The following is a 15,615-nucleotide window of genomic DNA, read 5'->3' on the forward strand; positions in this document are numbered from 1 at the left end:
ACTGCCGGCGATGGGGAGCGTGCGTCTGTGAACCGGGAAATTCCCGCGGAAAGCGCCAGAAATGGCGAAATTCCGAAGTTCCAAAAGCCACTCTTCGGAACGACGCCACCTTCCGCCCTGTCAGGTCTCGTTGTTCAGACCTTCCCTAGACCGTTACCTTCCCGCAACAGTGAAATTGGCGATTTTTTTGAAAACCAAAAATTAAACCAATGCATGATCTTAAACAGGATTGAAACCGCTACTTCTCAAGGTGTTGTAGTCAGTCATACATCCCTCCACTCATGGCCAGGCCTTCCCGTCGCCACTAATTTTCTATTAACCCAGTAAAACCAACAGAAAATTTTCGAAATCAGAGGAACGAATAAACCAATGCGGACTCTTCAGCACGAATATCAAGGCGTTCAGTCCGTTCCCGATCCACTACCCCACGCAGAAATTTGCGACTGATCTCAGGCAACATCGAATTGGTCAAGATCGCATCGATCATCCGCCCGCCCGACTCGCTCTCGGTGCAGCGGCTCACCACCAGCTCCACTACAGACTCGTCGTATTCGAAGGGAATCCTGTAGCGTTCTTCGATGCGCTTTTTGATGCGGTTCAACTGCAGTCGCACGATCTGGCCGAGCATGGTGTTGCTCAGCGGGTAATACGGAATCGCCACCAACCGCCCGAGCAATGCAGGCGGAAACACCTTCAACAACGGCTCGCGCAAGGCCGTGGCCATGCCTTCCGGATCGGGCATCAGTTCCGGGTCCTTGCACAGGCTGGCGATCAGGTCCGTGCCGGCATTGCTGGTGAGGACGATGAGGGTGTTGCGGAAGTCGATGCGGCGGCCTTCGCCGTCTTCCATCCACCCCTTGTCGAAGACCTGGAAGAACAGTTCGTGGACGTCGGGGTGGGCTTTTTCGACTTCGTCGAGCAGGACGACCGAGTATGGCTTGCGCCGCACGGCCTCGGTCAGCACGCCGCCTTCGCCATAGCCGACATAGCCCGGCGGCGCACCCTTGAGCGAGGAGACCGTATGCGCCTCCTGGTATTCGCTCATGTTGATGGTGATCAGGTTCTGCTCACCGCCGTACAGGGTTTCGGCCAAAGCGAGTGCGGTTTCGGTCTTGCCCACGCCGGAGGTGCCGGCCAGCAGGAACACGCCGATCGGTTTATCCGGGTTATCCAAGCCGGCGCGGCTGGTCTGGATGCGCTTGGCAATCATCTCCATGGCGTGGTCCTGGCCGATCACGCGCTTGGCCAGCAGTTCGGGCAGGCGCAGCACGGTGTCGATCTCGTTGCGCGCCATGCGCCCGACCGGGATGCCGGTCCAGTCGGCGACGACGGCGGCCACGGCTTGGTAGTCGACAGTGGGCAGGATCAACGGTGATTCGCCTTGCAGTGCGGCCAGTTCGGCCTGCACCAGTTGTAGGCGCGCAAGGAGCGTGTCGCGATCCACCTGCACCGGTGCGTCGAGCACCGCTGTGTCGCCGGATGCGATCTGCTCGGCATTGGCCTCCGCTTCCAATGCGCTGCCGGTGCCTTCCACCGGCGCGCTGGCGTTGCGCAGTTGCGCGCGCAGCGACAGCAGTTCGTCGACCAATGCTTTTTCTGCAACCCAACGCTGTTCCAATGCCTGCAGCCGGCTACGTTCGGCATCCAGCAAACCTGCACATGCAGCAGCACGCTCATCCACCACGATGCCGATTGCGCGCTCGCGTTCGATGATCGCCTGCTCGGTGTCCAGCGATTCGATGCGTCGGCGGCTGTCGTCCACTTCCGCCGGCGTGGCATGCAGGCTCACCGCCACGCGCGCGCAGGCGGTGTCGAGCAGGCTCACCGACTTGTCCGGCAGTTGCCGCGCGGGGATATAGCGGTGACTGAGCTTGACCGACGCTTCCAGCGCTTCGTCGAGGATCTGCACGCGGTGATGCTGTTCCATCATCGAAGCGACGCCGCGCATCATGCGCACCGCCTTGGCTTCGTCTGGCTCATCGACCTGCACCGCCTGGAAGCGCCGCGTCAGTGCGGGATCCTTTTCGATGTACTTCTTGTACTCGGCAAACGTGGTCGCGCCCACCGTGCGCAAGGTGCCGCGCGCCAGTGCCGGCTTGAGCAGATTGGCCGCATCGCCGGTGCCGGCCGCGCCACCGGCGCCGACCAGGGTGTGGGTTTCGTCGACGAACAGAATGATCGGCTTGGGGCTGGCCTGCACCTCGTCGATGACCGCGCGCAGGCGCTGCTCGAACTCGCCCTTCATGCTGGCGCCGGCCTGCAGCAAGCCGACATCCAGCGCGCGCAGTTGCACATCCTTCAACGCCGGCGGCACATCGCCGCGTGCGATGCGCTGCGCGAAACCTTCCACCACCGCGGTCTTGCCGACGCCGGCTTCGCCGACCAGGATCGGGTTGTTCTGGCGGCGGCGCATCAGGATATCGACCACCTGGCGGATCTCGTCGTCGCGGCCGATGATCGGGTCGAGCTTGCCCTCGCGCGCCTGTGCGGTGAGGTCGGTGGTGAATTTCTTCAGCGCTTCCTGCTTGCCGAGTGCGGCAGGCGCGATGGCACCGCTGGTCTCCCCGGGTGCAGCGGCCTGACCAAGCGAGAATCCATCGCTGGGCAGCAAGCCATCTTCCGGCGAGCCGGCCACGATCTCGGCGAAGCGCTCGTTGAGCACTGCGGGCTTGAGCTTGTCGAACTCCTTGGAGATCGCCAGCAACGCATGACGCAAGCCGCGCACGCTCAACATACCGACCACCAGAGAGCCGGTACGTACTTGCGCTTCACCAAAACTGAGCGAGGCGTACACCCAACCGCGCTCCACCGCTTCTTCGACGTTGGCCGATAGATCGGTCACGGCAGTGGAGCCGCGCGGCAAGCCATCCAGCGCGGCGGTGACATCGCGCGCCAGCGTGGACGGGTTGAGCTGAAAGTGCTTGATGATGCGGTGCAGGTCCGAGTCCTGCAGCTGCAGCAACTGATGCAGCCAATGCACCAGCTCCACATCCGGGTTGCCGCGCAGCTTGCAGAACACGGTGGCGCTTTCGATGCCGCGGTAGGCCAGCGGATTGAGCTTGCCGAACAAGGCACTGCGGGAGATCTCGGCCATGGTGCGTCCTTGAATCGAATAGATAGGTGGTGAGCGAATCAGTACGCGCTGCGCGTCACCCGGAGGGGTGCAGCACCACATCGTCGGCATCGGCGATGCTCCAGACGCGGCGGCCCAGCCAGGTGTCCAGGCCCAGCCGGCTATTGCGTGCCAGGTGCGGCGTGGGAACCTCGTCGGCCTTGAGCAGCAGTTGCAGTTCCCAGCCGAATTCGTCGCCCAGATAGCTGCGCACCGTGGCGGTGAGTTGCTTCAGCGCCTGGCCACCCGGCAGGAACCGTTGAAACGCCTGGCGTGGCAGCGGCCCCAGGCAGATGCGTACGCGTTGCTGCGCGCCACGCACGTGTGCGCCCACCACGCTGTCCACACCCAGGCGCGCGTTGCGCGGACCTAACCCAAGTTGCAAGTGCGCATCGGCCGGCAGGCGCATCCATTCGGCAATGAATTCCTGCACCTGCACCGGCCAATCGAACAACTGCTGCAGCAGCGCACGCAGGCCTTCCGGCGTGCGTGTGGCTGCGCCAAGGCGGCCGGTGTGGTAACGACGTGCGTCGTCCGGCAATGCATCGCGTTGGCGCAGGTGCGGGCTGGCGATCCCCACCAATGCGTCCAGCCATGCACGGAACTGGTCGCTCGCCGGCCGCTCGGCCTGCACGCTGGGCTGGGCCTGTGCCCAGGCCCGGTAGAACAGGCTCAGCATGCGGTGGTGGAACACATCGGCAAACGCGGCGAAGGTGCCGTCCTTGGCTTGCTGCGCACGCTCGATGGCGTATTCGGTCAGGTGCAACGGCAACGGCGCGTTTGGCCCGAAAAGACCGAAGAACACGCCATACAGCGCGGCGGGCTGATCGTGCGTTGCCGGTGTGTAGCGGTCCAGCGCACGTGGCGCGAATGCCAGTGACGGCGCGTGCCGCAACCGCAGCACATCGTCGCTGGCGCGTGCCGATTCGCCCAGGCGCGGCTGCTGCGGATGGCAGCGTTCGATCGCGCGCAAGGCCGCGAATGGGCTGAAATCCTGTGGCCGGGTCTGCAGCGCCTGTGCCAGCGCGGCAGCCGCGGCGCTCACAGGCGCGGGCGCGTGCCGGGCTGGGCTGGCCATCGGGCCACCTCGTTGCGTTCGGTGGTACGCAGCACGGTTTCGGTAAAGGAATTCACCGACACGTAGCGCGCGAAGAAGTGACGCAGCACCGAGGCCAGCAGGAACGCGCCGGTGCCTTCGAAAGCGGCCTCCTCACAGGTGAGCGTGATCTCCAGGCCGCGGCCGAAGGTGATCGGGCCCGGCACCGGAATGCGCCGCACGATCGGTGTGCCGCGCACCTGCTTGACGCCTTCGATCTGGCGCTGCGCGGACGCATCGAACGGGTCGCAGTACAGGGTGAGGATCTCGCGCAGCGCAGCGGCGCCGTCGGGGCCATCTTCGAACAGCGACAGATAATTGAGCTGCAATTGACTGAGCAGGCGCCACGCGGTCTGCCCATCCGACAGTGCCGGGCGCGGCTTGGTTGGTCCGGCCACGCAACGCACGCTCTGTACCGGCACGCCATTGTCCATGGTGAAATCGGTGGCGCCCTTGCCTACCGGCATATGCAGCGGCAGATCGCGGTTGCTGCACCACAGTTGCAGCCCAAGCTGACGCAGGCGCGTGCTGCGTGCCTGATCGTCGGCATCGACCAGGCTGACGAACACTTCGCTGCCCACATAGCTCGACCGCGCGCCATCACGGCGCTGCCGTGCCGACAGCATGCGCGGCTCGCGGCGCATGCTGTAGAATGCGCCATGCCGCGCATGCCAGGTGCGAGCGTCGCCCCCGTAGAACGGGGTGAAGCGTTGCTCCGGCTCCTGACGATCGCCGAAGCCTTCCACCTCGCCCAGGTGATGGATCTCGAAATCCATCGGCCGGGTACGGTCGGCCAGCACGTGGTATTCGTGCAGGCCGGCTTGCAGATGGATGCGATCGGCACGCCGCGGGAACAGGTTGATCGCCGGCGTGCAGAACAATTTGAAATGCTCGGCGCCCACTGCCGCAGCCAGGCTGGGCAGGCTGCGTTGCAGCAACACCACCACCTCGAAGCTGCTGCCCTGCAACCGCCGCAATGGCGCGCGCAGTCCGGTGAGTTCTGCGAACAGAAAGCGCTCCGGACAGGCGAAATATTCCTGCAGCAAGCGGTAACCACTGAACGAGCGGCCGTCGTAGGGAATCAATGCATCGTCGTCGGCAAAGCCGCGCATCTGCACGGCATCGGCGCTCAACGTCATCTCCAGCGTGCCACCGCCGGCACCGCTGCCACGCACCACCACCGCAGTGGTATCGGCATGCAGCTGTTCGTACAACCGCTTGGGCAAGCCATCGGCGCCGGCCAGAAACAGCGGCAGCCGATCCAGCGCCAGCGCGTGCGTCTGCGCACCACCCACCAGCTCGAAGCGCAGACGCACGCCGGCACGCACCACGCGCCCGGGCGGCAAGGCGATGCCGGCAGCGGCCAATGCGGCTGGCGATTCCAGATACTTGGCCTCGGCCAGCTGCAATGGCCACAAGGTCACCGCATGCGCGGTGCGGAAGTCGCAGGCGGTACGTTCGCCGGCGCCGATCAGGCTGCGCAACGCGCTTTGTCGCGGCACGGCCACGCCTGCTGCCAGCCCGCTGTCTTTCAGGTCCGGCTGCAACTGCACCACCGCCATCGAAGGCAGCGGTGCCAGATAATGCGGGTAGACCATCTCCAGCAGGTGCTGGGTGAACACCGGGTACTGCGCGTCCAGCTTGAGTTGCACGCGCGCAGCCAGGAATGCGAAGCCTTCCAGCAGCCGCTCGACGTACGGGTCGGCGCATTCGAATGCATCCAGGCCGAGCCGGCCGGCGATCTTGGGATACTCGCGCGCAAACTCCGCGCCCATGTCGCGCACGTGCTGCAACTCGCGGGTGTAGTACGGCAGCAGGCGCGGGTCCATGAGGTCAGCCGTGCCCTTCGACGATATCGAGCCGGCCGGTTTCCAGGTCCAGCGCGGTCTTCAGGTACAGGTTCAACGGCAACGGCTGCGCCCACATCTCCGATTCGATGGTGAACAACAGCGAGCGCCGGTCCATGCGCGCAGCATCGGCATGCACGCTGACGCGCAGCGTCTCGGGAATCAGGCGCGGTTCGAACGCCAGAATCGCCTCGCGAATGCGTTGTTGCAGCGCGGCCGCATCGATACCGGTCACTGCAACACCGGCCAGATCCGGGATGCCGTAATTCAGCACCGAACTGCGTACCTGCGGGTGCGCTTCCAGCGGGCGGCTGGTTTCCAGATTCACGGCATTGAGCAACCACGACAGATCGCGAATCACGCACTCGCGCAGGCGCGTGGCCGAAATCACGCGCTGCTCGCGGCTCTCTTCGCGTTGGCTGGGCGCGACATCGGTGAGCCGGTCCAGCAGCGAGGGCTGCAGGCGTTCGGTGGTGGTGAGTTCGGCCATGGCGTGTCAGCCCGCGTCGAATTGCACATCGCGCACATCGAGCAGCGCGATCTCGCGCAACTTGGTGCTCCACATGCGCTGGCCCAGGCCGATCTCGCCCTGCGCGCCATGCGTCCATTCGGTGCGGCGCGCCAATTGCAGCTCGCCGGCATCCAGATGCTCGCTGCCGGGATACCGCACCGGCAGGTAGCCGAAGGCCTGGCCACCGTTGCGCCATAGCACGCTCACCGGCGCCCACACGGTGTCGCGCAGATCCCGCGGCGCTTGCATGCGCAACTGCTGGATGTGGCTGAGCGGTGCCCAGGCGTAGCCGCTGTCGAGCATGAGTTCGATGCAGGGCCCGAAACGGGTGTCTGCATCTGCGAGCCACTGGAAGCGTTCGCCATCGAGCACGCCGGCACTGGCCGGTGCCAACGCGAACGCCTGCGCCCGCAACGCCGCGGCCTGTTCGCCATGCCCTTGCGCCGATAGTTGCAGCGCGTGTAGATGCATCGCCAACCATTCGGCCGGCTCACCGATCACATGCGGCAATCGCGCGCCGGCAAACACCTCAGCGCGCGTCTGTTCGCCCTGCAGCACTGCAAGGTACGTCTGCGCCAAGGGCTGCGTGGCGGCATCCAGCTCAGCGCAGGCGCGCAGCTGATCTGCGGCGCGCGACCACTGGCCGAGTACGGCCAGCAACTGAAACAGGAACACGCGCTGCGCTGCGTCGGCCGGTTGCCGGCGCACCTGCTGGATCAGTTGCTGCAACGCCTGCGCCGGCTCGCCTTGGGCAAGCAGGGTCTGTGCGGTGGCATCCATCGCGCGGTTCCTTATCGAAGAAGGTGGCGGTGCCGTGCGCGGCACCGCCAGTCATTGCATTGCCGCCATCGGAGGCAGCCAACGTCACAGCGTCAACTTCCGATGGGCGGCGCAGAGCGAGCGATGTACACGCATGTCGTGCCGCACCGCGTCGCCAAACGCACCTGCGTGGCGAAGGCGTTGTGGTGGCCTGCGCCCGCGTCAGGCCTTGGCCACACCCTGAATGTCGTAGGTGAATTCCTTCGCCCCGCCCTGCGCGGTGCCCTTGTCGTCCTGCGGCTGGAAGCCGTACTTGAACTTGCCGAAGTGCAGCGTCACGTTTTCGGTCAGGCGGTCTTCGCCACCGGAGCCGCCGGTCGACAGCGAGGTAATCAGCACGCCTTCGCTCAATTCCAGGGTGAGAAAGTCGCTTTGCTCGCCGGTGGCGTTGGTGACGTACAGCCAGGCGTTTTCCACCCGTGCACCGGTGCACACTGCATCCAGCAGCGCGTTGGAGCAGCCGTCCACGTACTTGGTGATGGAGATGTCCTGGATATGCGCCTTGCCGCCGCTGGCCGAGCCGCCACCGGTGTGCAGGTCGCCGGAATTGCTCGCGCCCCACGACCAGGCCAGGATCGGAATCTCGCCCTTGTGCTTCTTGTGGTTGGACGCGCCTTCGATCTTGACCTTGCCGCTGCCGAACTTGATATGCATGTCGAACGCCATGGAACTGCTCCTTCAATGAGAGTGACAACACGAGATGGCGCGACGCGCAGTGGCGTCGTGCGTGACGCGAATGCGTCGGATCAGGCCTTGGCGGCCGAGGGAAGGCGCGAGACCAGCCGCAACGACACGGTCAGGCCCTCCAGCTGGTAATGCGGCTTGAGGAAGAACTTGGAGCTGTAGTAGCCCGGCGCGCCTTCCACTTCTTCCACCACCACTTCGGCGGCAGCCAACGGCTTGCGCGCCTTGGTTTCTTCGCTGGAGTTGGACGGGTCGCCGTCGATGTACTGCGTCACCCAGCGCGTCAGCCAGCGCTGCATCTGTTCGCGATCGGAGAACGAACCGATCTTGTCGCGCACGATGCACTTGAGGTAATGCGCAAAGCGGCAGCACGCAAACATGTAGGGCAGGCGCGCGCCCAATGCTGCGTTGGCGGTGGCATCCGGGTCGTCGTATTCGTCGGGCTTGTTGAGCGACTGCGCGCTGATGAAGGCGGCCATGTCCGAGTTCTTGCGATGCACCAGCGGCATCAGGCCCATCTTGTCCAGCTCGGCGGAGCGGCGGTCGGTGATCGCCACTTCGGTCGGGCACTTCATGTCCACGCCACCGTCGTCGGTGGGAAAGGTATGCGTGGGCAACCCCTCCACTGCGCCGCCAGACTCGATACCGCGAATGCGCGAGCACCAGCCGTACTGCTTGAACGAGCGGTTGATGTTCACCGCCATCGCATAGGCGGCGTTCTGCCAGGTGTACTTGTTGGAATCCGCGCCGGCGGTGTCTTCTTCGAAATCGAATTCTTCCACCGGGCTGGTGGCCGCACCGTAAGGTAGACGCGAGAGCGTGCGCGGCATGGCCAGACCGATGTACTTGGAGTCTTCGGATTCGCGCAGCGAGCGCCATGCAGCGTAATCGGGCGTGGAAAAAATCTTGGCCAGATCGCGCGGATTGGAGAGCTCGCTCCAGTTGTCCATGCCCATCAATTTGGGCGCGGCGGCGGCAATGAACGGTGCGTGCGCGGCGGCGGCTACCTGCGCAATGCCGTTGAGCAGTTCCACATCCGGCGGGCTCTGGTCGAAGTAGTAATCGCCGACCAGGCAGCCATACGGCTCGCCACCGAGCTGGCCGTATTCCTGCTCGTAGACCTTCTTGAAGATCGGACTCTGATCCCAGGCGGTGCCCTTGTAGCGCTTGAGCACCTTGCCCAGTTCCTTCTTGCTGATGTTCAGCACGCGGATCTTGAGCTGCTGGTCGGTCTCGGTGTTGTTGACCAGATAATGCAGGCCGCGCCAAGCACCTTCGAGCTGCTGCAGATCGGCGTGATGCAGGATCTGGTTGAGCTGCTCGGTGAGTGCGCGGTCGATCTCGGCGATGTAGGCCTTGATGGTCTGCGACACGTCTTCGCTGACCACATCGCTGCGGTTGAGCACCTGCTCGGCGAGCGTGCGCACCGCCGATTCCACTTCTTCCTTGGCGCGCTCGCTCTTGGGGCGGAACTCGCGGTTGAGCAGCGCGGCAAAGTCGCCCTGCTCGGTTGTTTCGGTGCCACTGGTGGCCAATGCGGCTTCGGTCGCGGACATGGCGTTACGCTCCTTCCGGTTCGGAGGCAGGCTTGGCGGCCGACACCAGCGACTGCAGCAACGCCGGGTCGCGGATGGCGTTGGCAATCAGCTGCTCTGCACCGGCCTTGCCATCCATGTAGGTGTCCAGGTTGGCCAGCTGCGTGCGCGCTTCCAGCAACTTGGCCAGCGGCGCAACCTTGCGCGCGATGGCAGCCGGCGAAAAGTCGTCCATGCTTTCGAAGGTGATATCCACCGCCAGCTCGCCTTCGCCGGTGAGCGTGTTGGGCACCTTGAATTGCGCACGCGGACGCATCGACTGCAGCCGGCTGTCGAAGTTGTCGACATCGATCTCCAATGCCTTGCGCTCGTCCAGCGAAGGCAGTTCGCCGGCATTGGCGCCGGACAGATCCGACATCACGCCCATCACGAATGGAATCTGTACCTTCTTCTGCGCACCGTAGACCTCCACGTCGTATTCGATCTGCACTCGTGGCGCCCGATTGCGGGCAATGAACTTCTGACTGCTGGCCATGCCTGATCTCCGATTGAGCTTGCCCGTTGCGCCGGCGTGCAGGGCACGTGCGCCGCCATGTGGCTTGGATGTCGCCGGCCCGGCGGTATGCCTGCGGCCTGCGTGCGACGCCGCTGCCGTGGGCTAGCCCACGACCGCCACGCACCACCCGGACCGAAGCGGCAGGCCGTGCGATGACGCTTTCTCAGCGTTGCGGCGAGGATAGAAATGCGCCTGTGCGCTCACCCGACAAATCGTCTCAATCGCCGCGATCGGGCGCAGACGGGCACGGATGCGTGATCCAGCGCCGACTTTGTGAAAGAGGCGTGATGGGTTGGCACTGCTTTTCTCGGTTGACCAGGGGACAGGCCCCGGGGAGTGGGCCGCAGGCAGCATCCGCATGAGCAGCAGCAGTTATTACAGCGCCATCGTTGCGCACGTACCGCCGGCCGGCGAGGCACAAGCGCCGCTGATGATCGATCTGCTGGCCTATATCGAGCAGCACATCGGCGAGGCGGAATTGGGCACCGAGTCGTTGCAGCAAGCGTTCGCGTTATCGCGTGCATCGCTGTACCGCTTGTTTCAGTCGCGTGGCGGTGTGGCCAGCTATATCCGCGAGCAGCGGCTAAGCACAGCGCACCGCTACCTGCAGGCCTACCCGGAGTGCAGCCTGACCTGGTTGCTCTACGAAATGGGCTTTGCCTCCGAGCGGCAGTTTCAGCGCGCGTTTCAGCAGCGCTTCGGCATGCCGCCCATGCAGTGGCGTCGCCAGTGCCGCGCTGCGCCGCATCTTCCTGCGCCACGGCGTGGCCACTACATGCCGATGTGGCGCTTCATGCGCGAACTGAGCCAGCACGTACAACCCGAGCACGCATCGATCCGCGGCGGCGCGGCCACACCCACGCACGGCTCTCCGCTGGTGCATACCGAAGCACTGCGCCGGCTCGCCCGATCGGCACCGCGCTTTGCGGCACAACCGGAGCCGATGGAGAGCGAAGCACTTTGAGTTGCGTAGGAGCGCACCTGGGCGCGACCTGCATGGCCTGGACGCCACCTTGCGCCCAGGTACGCGCCTAGGCGAGACAAGGCCATGGCATCGGCATCAGCGAATGACCAGTACCGGAATCGCACTGTGGGTGAGCACTTCCACCGTCTGGCTGCCGAGCAGCATGCGCTGCATGCCGCGGCGGCCGTGCGAGGTCATGATGATCAGATCGCTGTTGCAATCCTTGGCGGTCTGCACGATGCCCTCGGCCGCGAAACGATCCAGCACATGCCGCGGCGTGGCCTTGATGTTGGCAGCGGCGGCCAGCTCCAACGCCGGGCGCAGGATCTTTTCGGCGGCCGCTTCGCGCTCGGTGCGGTATTCCGGGCTGGCCTCGTAGCCCACGCTCCAGCCCATTGCGTCGTACATGCCCATCGCCCACGGCTCGGACACGGTGACGATATCCACTTTCGCACCGGTCGCCTTGGCCAGCTCCAGGCCTTGAAACAGGCCGCGATGCGAGAGCTCGGATGCATCGATGGCGATCAGGATTCGTTTGTACATGATGACCTCCCGGATGGACCGGCAGCCTCGCCGGCGACTTGAGATTGACAGTACTCCGCAACGCAGACCTTGAGATGGATCAATCTTGCACGTGACGGACTGTAGCGCCCAAAGCGACTCACCTGGTTGACGAGCGACCATCCCCGGCGCCAGGAACGCGTTCAAAACTGCCTGTTCGCGTATGAGCTGCATTGCACCGGCCGCGTCCGCCTGGCAGCTGCGCGATCGTTTTGATAGCGGCTCTTCTTCGTTGCGTTCAGTCGGTGGGCGCCTCATCGGCAGCAAGCCGGGGTGTGCGCACGCGCGCCGGATTGCCCACGGCGATCGCACCGGCCGGCACATCGCGCGTGACCACCGCACCGGCACCGATTACCGCATCGTCGCCGATGCTGACGCCCGGCAGGATGATCGCTCCGCCCCCAATCCACACATTGCGCCCGACGCGGATTGGCCGCCCGAACTCCAGCCCGCTGGCACGTCCGGCGGCATCGCGCGGATGGTCGGCAGCGTAGAACTGCACCGCTGGCCCCACCTGCGTGCCATCGCCGATGTACACCTGGCAGATATCCAGGATCACGCAATTGAAGTTGAGGAACGCGCCCGCGCCCAGATGGATGTTGTAGCCGTAATCGCAATGAAACGGCGGCCGGATCACCGCATTCGCGCCCACCTCGGCGAGCCGCTCGACCAGCAATGCATGCCGTTGCGCCGATGACTGCGCGCCAGTGGCGTTATAGCGCACCATCCACGCCGCAGCCGCCGCCTGATCGGCCTGCAGTTGCGCATCGGTGGCGTTGTAGAGCTCGCCTGCCAGCATTTTCTGTTTTTCGGTGTGCATGCCGCCGGGTGCCTATGCAATGAACGGCTGACAGGGTGGCATGGATAGAGCGCGGTATGCATCGAGCGATGCACCAATGGCCTTGGTTTGCCGATCCATAGCGGCCATAACACGTCGCGTCGGGCGATTGATGAAGGCGACTGGCATGTGCACCCTTGGGTGAAAACCGCCCATGTAGCTTTCGGGCACCTGCCTCACCCGCGTGCGGCTATGTGGTCATTCCATTGCTCGCCGCATCCGTTGCGCTGCCGCGGCGCCAGCATCGATACTCCCGGCCGTGCCCTTGCGGCATGGCGACGTTCAAGGATGATGTCATGACACGATTTTTAGCCGCTTGCATTGCATTGTTGCTATGGGCATGCCTAAGCACCCCTGCTAGTGCAACCTCGTCGCTCTCGTTCGAAGGCGGCGGATACTGGATAGATTTCGAAATCGGTCACGACACCCGACCAGTGATCGCCAGTCTTCGTTTCAATGCACCTGGCGCGAGCGAGACCGTGTTGTTGCGGGGCAATTTTCAGGTCAAGACGTTCGATACCAAACGCAGAATCCTCCGCCTGATCTACACAGGAGACGACAGGCGCGTGCCGCCCTTTACCCTGGTCGTGCTCGCAAACAGGTCGACGCTTACCGTGAACTGCAAGCAGATCAACTCAAGCTTCAGCTGGGAAATGTAAGCGCGCAACAGAGCAGGGCAGGCCACGCCTCATCCATCGATCATCTGTCGCAGATGATCACACGATCTCCCTCGACGTGAGGTGCAGCAGCGGCCGGTTCCACTTGCTGCACGCACAGCGCAACCGCACGACGCCCTCGCCTGCTGAAGAAATGCAATCGCAGACGAGTGCAAGCCTGGCTAGACCACAGTCAGATTGGCATAGGCCATCACCAGCCACTTGGCGCCGACCTCGTCGAACTGCACCTGCACGCGCGCATGCGCGCCAGCGCCTTCGTAATCGACGACCACGCCGCCGCCGAACTTGGGGTGTTCGACGTTGGCGCCGAGCTTGATCGGTGCCGTTTCCACGATGCCATGCACCGGGCCGCCGCGCGCCGCGCCCAGCGATGCGGTGCGCGAAACCTGCACCTTCGGGCGCACTTCGTTGAGCAGGTCGCGTGGAATCTCACGCAAGAAGCGCGAGGGCACGTTGTAATTGTCCTGGCCGTGGATACGGCGCGATTCGGCGTAGCACAGCACCAGCTTCTGCCGCGCGCGGGTGATGCCCACGTACGCCAGGCGACGCTCTTCTTCCAGCCGCCCGCTCTCTTCCAGCGAACGCGCACTCGGGAACAGGCCGTCTTCCAGGCCGACCAGGAACACAATCGGAAATTCCAGGCCCTTGGCCGAATGCAGCGTCATCAGCTGCACGCCCTCTTCGCCAGCCTGCGCCTGGCCTTCGCCGGCCTCCAGCGAGGCGTAAGCCAGGAAGGCGACCAGCTCGGTCATGCCCTGGCTGTCTTCATCGTCCGGGCGGGTGAAGCGCGAGGCGACCGACACCAGTTCGTCCAGGTTCTCGGTACGCGATTCCGAATCCAGCCCGCCGCGGCTTTCCTTGGCCCAATGCTCGCGCAGGCCCGAGCGCATCAGCACATGGTCGATGCGTTCGGCCAGTTCCATCTCGCCGGTTTCGGCATGCAGCTGGCCGATCAGGCTGAGGAAGGTCGCCAGGGCATTGCGCGCGCGCGCGGCCAGCGTGTTCTGCTGCGTGCACAGCATCGCCGCTTCCCACAACGACAGCGCACTGGCACGTGCCAGCCGGCGCACCTCATCCAGCGTCCGGTCGCCAATGCCGCGCGTGGGCGTGTTGACCGCGCGTTCGAACGCAGCGTCGTCGCTGCGATTGGTCAGCAGGCGCAAGTAAGCCAACGCGTCCTTGATTTCGGCACGTTCGAAGAAGCGCATGCCGCCATACACGCGGTACGGCAGCTGCTCGGAAATCAGCGCTTCTTCCAGCGCGCGCGATTGCGCGTTGCTGCGGTAGAGCACCGCCACTTCGCCATAACTGCCGCCGTCGCGCACCCACTGCCGTGCACGCTCCACCACATAGCGCGCTTCGTCCACTTCGTTGTAGGCCGCGTACAGATCGATCGGGTCGCCATCGCCGGAATCGGTCCACAGCTGTTTGCCGATACGGTCCGGGTTGTGCGCAATCACCGCATTGGCAGCGCCCAGAATATTCGCGCTGGAGCGGTAGTTCTGCTCCAGCCGCACGGTCTGCGCACCGGGGAAATCCTTCAGAAAGCGCTGGACGTTTTCGACCTTGGCACCGCGCCAGCCATAGATGGCCTGGTCGTCGTCGCCCACCACGAACACATTGCCCGATTCGCCGGCCAGCACGCGCACGAAGGCGTACTGGATGGCGTTGGTGTCCTGGAACTCATCCACCAGAATCTCGCGAAAGCGCGCGCGGTAATGCGCCAGCAACGCGGGCGTGTCGCGCAGCAACTCATGCGCGCGCAGCAGCAACTCGGCAAAATCCAGAAGCCCGGAGCGGTCGCAGCGTTCCTGGTAGGCCGCATACACCTGCCGGCGCACCTCGGTCCAATCGTCGTTGGGCTCGGGCTGGATATGTTGCGGACGGCGGCCCTCATCCTTCTGCTCGTTGATCCACCAGCTCATCTGCTTGGGCGGATACTTGCTCTCGTCCAGCTCCAGCGCCTGCACCACGCGCTTGACCAGCCGCAACTGGTCGTCGCTGTCCATGACCTGGAAGCCTTCCGGCAGCCGCGCATCCTGCCAATGCAGACGCAACAGGCGATGTGCCAGCCCGTGAAATGTACCGATCCACATCCCGCGGCTGCCATTGCGCAGCTGCAGGTCGGTGCGGTGACGCATTTCGCCGGCGGCCTTGTTGGTGAAGGTCACCGCGAAGATGCCGTGGTTGGGCACGCCCTGGACTTCATTGAGCCAGGCGATGCGATGGATCAGCACGCGCGTCTTGCCGGAGCCGGCGCCGGCCAGCACGAGGTAGTGCCCCGGCGGCGCAGAAACGGCCTCGCGCTGGGCGGGGTTTAAATGATCGAGCAAATGAGAGACATCCACCGGCGCATTTTACCGGTTGTGGCGTCGCTGCGGCTGAGATTGCGATGAAGCAGTTGGGATTGTGGTG

General features: G+C 64.3%; 14 protein-coding genes. 3 read left to right on the top strand and 11 right to left on the bottom strand.

Going from position 1 to position 15,615, the window contains the following annotated elements:
* The coding region (locus tag J7367_RS03200; RefSeq protein WP_209028897.1) for a hypothetical protein at positions 1-327 on the top strand (327 nt) is incomplete at its 5' end.
* Between the two features lie 22 nt (positions 328-349).
* Here J7367_RS03200 and tssH read toward each other — a convergent pair.
* From tssH to tssB, 8 genes are all read right to left on the bottom strand, one after another.
* On the bottom strand, positions 350-3,094 hold the full coding sequence (gene tssH / locus J7367_RS03205; RefSeq protein WP_057658987.1) for a type VI secretion system ATPase TssH: 2,745 nt from the start codon (positions 3,092-3,094) through the stop codon (positions 350-352).
* Between the two features lie 55 nt (positions 3,095-3,149).
* A complete protein-coding gene (tssG, locus tag J7367_RS03210; protein ID WP_057658989.1) occupies positions 3,150-4,190 on the bottom strand; it encodes a type VI secretion system baseplate subunit TssG in 1,041 nt (346 codons plus the stop codon).
* A complete protein-coding gene (gene tssF, locus J7367_RS03215) occupies positions 4,154-6,037 on the bottom strand; it encodes a type VI secretion system baseplate subunit TssF (protein WP_057658992.1) in 1,884 nt (627 codons plus the stop codon). The genes tssG and tssF overlap by 37 nt, the downstream gene beginning before the upstream one ends.
* A 4-nt stretch (positions 6,038-6,041) precedes the next feature.
* On the bottom strand, positions 6,042-6,545 hold the full coding sequence (gene tssE / locus J7367_RS03220; protein WP_017157737.1) for a type VI secretion system baseplate subunit TssE: 504 nt from the start codon (positions 6,543-6,545) through the stop codon (positions 6,042-6,044).
* Between the two features lie 6 nt (positions 6,546-6,551).
* Positions 6,552-7,346, bottom strand: a complete 795-nt coding sequence (locus J7367_RS03225; protein WP_057658994.1) for a type VI secretion system accessory protein TagJ — start codon at positions 7,344-7,346, stop codon at positions 6,552-6,554.
* Between the two features lie 201 nt (positions 7,347-7,547).
* Entirely contained in the window at positions 7,548-8,051 is a 504-nt protein-coding gene (locus J7367_RS03230) for a type VI secretion system tube protein Hcp (protein ID WP_005993934.1), read from the bottom strand.
* An 80-nt stretch (positions 8,052-8,131) separates the two neighbouring features.
* Entirely contained in the window at positions 8,132-9,625 is a 1,494-nt protein-coding gene (tssC, locus tag J7367_RS03235; RefSeq protein ID WP_057658996.1) for a type VI secretion system contractile sheath large subunit, read from the bottom strand.
* A 4-nt stretch (positions 9,626-9,629) separates the two neighbouring features.
* Complete coding sequence (tssB, locus tag J7367_RS03240) at positions 9,630-10,139, bottom strand: type VI secretion system contractile sheath small subunit (protein ID WP_008572540.1); 510 nt, start codon at positions 10,137-10,139, stop codon at positions 9,630-9,632.
* Between the two features lie 313 nt (positions 10,140-10,452).
* Between tssB and tagK the strand changes: the two genes are divergently transcribed.
* Positions 10,453-11,124: a transcriptional regulator TagK gene (gene tagK / locus J7367_RS03245; RefSeq protein WP_057658998.1), complete on the top strand. Its 672-nt coding sequence runs from the start codon at positions 10,453-10,455 to the stop codon at positions 11,122-11,124.
* Between the two features lie 96 nt (positions 11,125-11,220).
* Here tagK and J7367_RS03250 read toward each other — a convergent pair whose 3' ends face one another.
* Positions 11,221-11,667 carry a universal stress protein gene (locus tag J7367_RS03250; protein WP_007972857.1) on the bottom strand — a complete coding sequence of 149 codons (447 nt, stop codon included), beginning with the start codon at positions 11,665-11,667 and terminating at the stop codon, positions 11,221-11,223.
* 256 nt (positions 11,668-11,923) lie between these two features.
* Positions 11,924-12,505 (bottom strand): maltose acetyltransferase domain-containing protein, encoded by a 582-nt coding sequence (locus J7367_RS03255; RefSeq protein WP_057659000.1) that lies wholly within the window; start codon positions 12,503-12,505, stop codon positions 11,924-11,926.
* 452 nt (positions 12,506-12,957) lie between these two features.
* On the opposite strand from J7367_RS03255, the gene J7367_RS22495 reads away from it, so the two are divergent.
* Entirely contained in the window at positions 12,958-13,182 is a 225-nt protein-coding gene (locus J7367_RS22495) for a hypothetical protein (RefSeq protein ID WP_057659035.1), read from the top strand.
* 179 nt (positions 13,183-13,361) lie between these two features.
* On the opposite strand, the gene uvrD is transcribed toward J7367_RS22495, so the two are convergent.
* Positions 13,362-15,548 carry a DNA helicase II gene (gene uvrD / locus J7367_RS03265; RefSeq protein ID WP_033481367.1) on the bottom strand — a complete coding sequence of 729 codons (2,187 nt, stop codon included), beginning with the start codon at positions 15,546-15,548 and terminating at the stop codon, positions 13,362-13,364.
* Positions 15,549-15,615: the final 67 nt, after the last annotated feature.

Source organism: Xanthomonas sp. D-36-1 (genome assembly GCF_017746155.1).
Lineage (GTDB): Bacteria > Pseudomonadota > Gammaproteobacteria > Xanthomonadales > Xanthomonadaceae > Xanthomonas > Xanthomonas cissicola.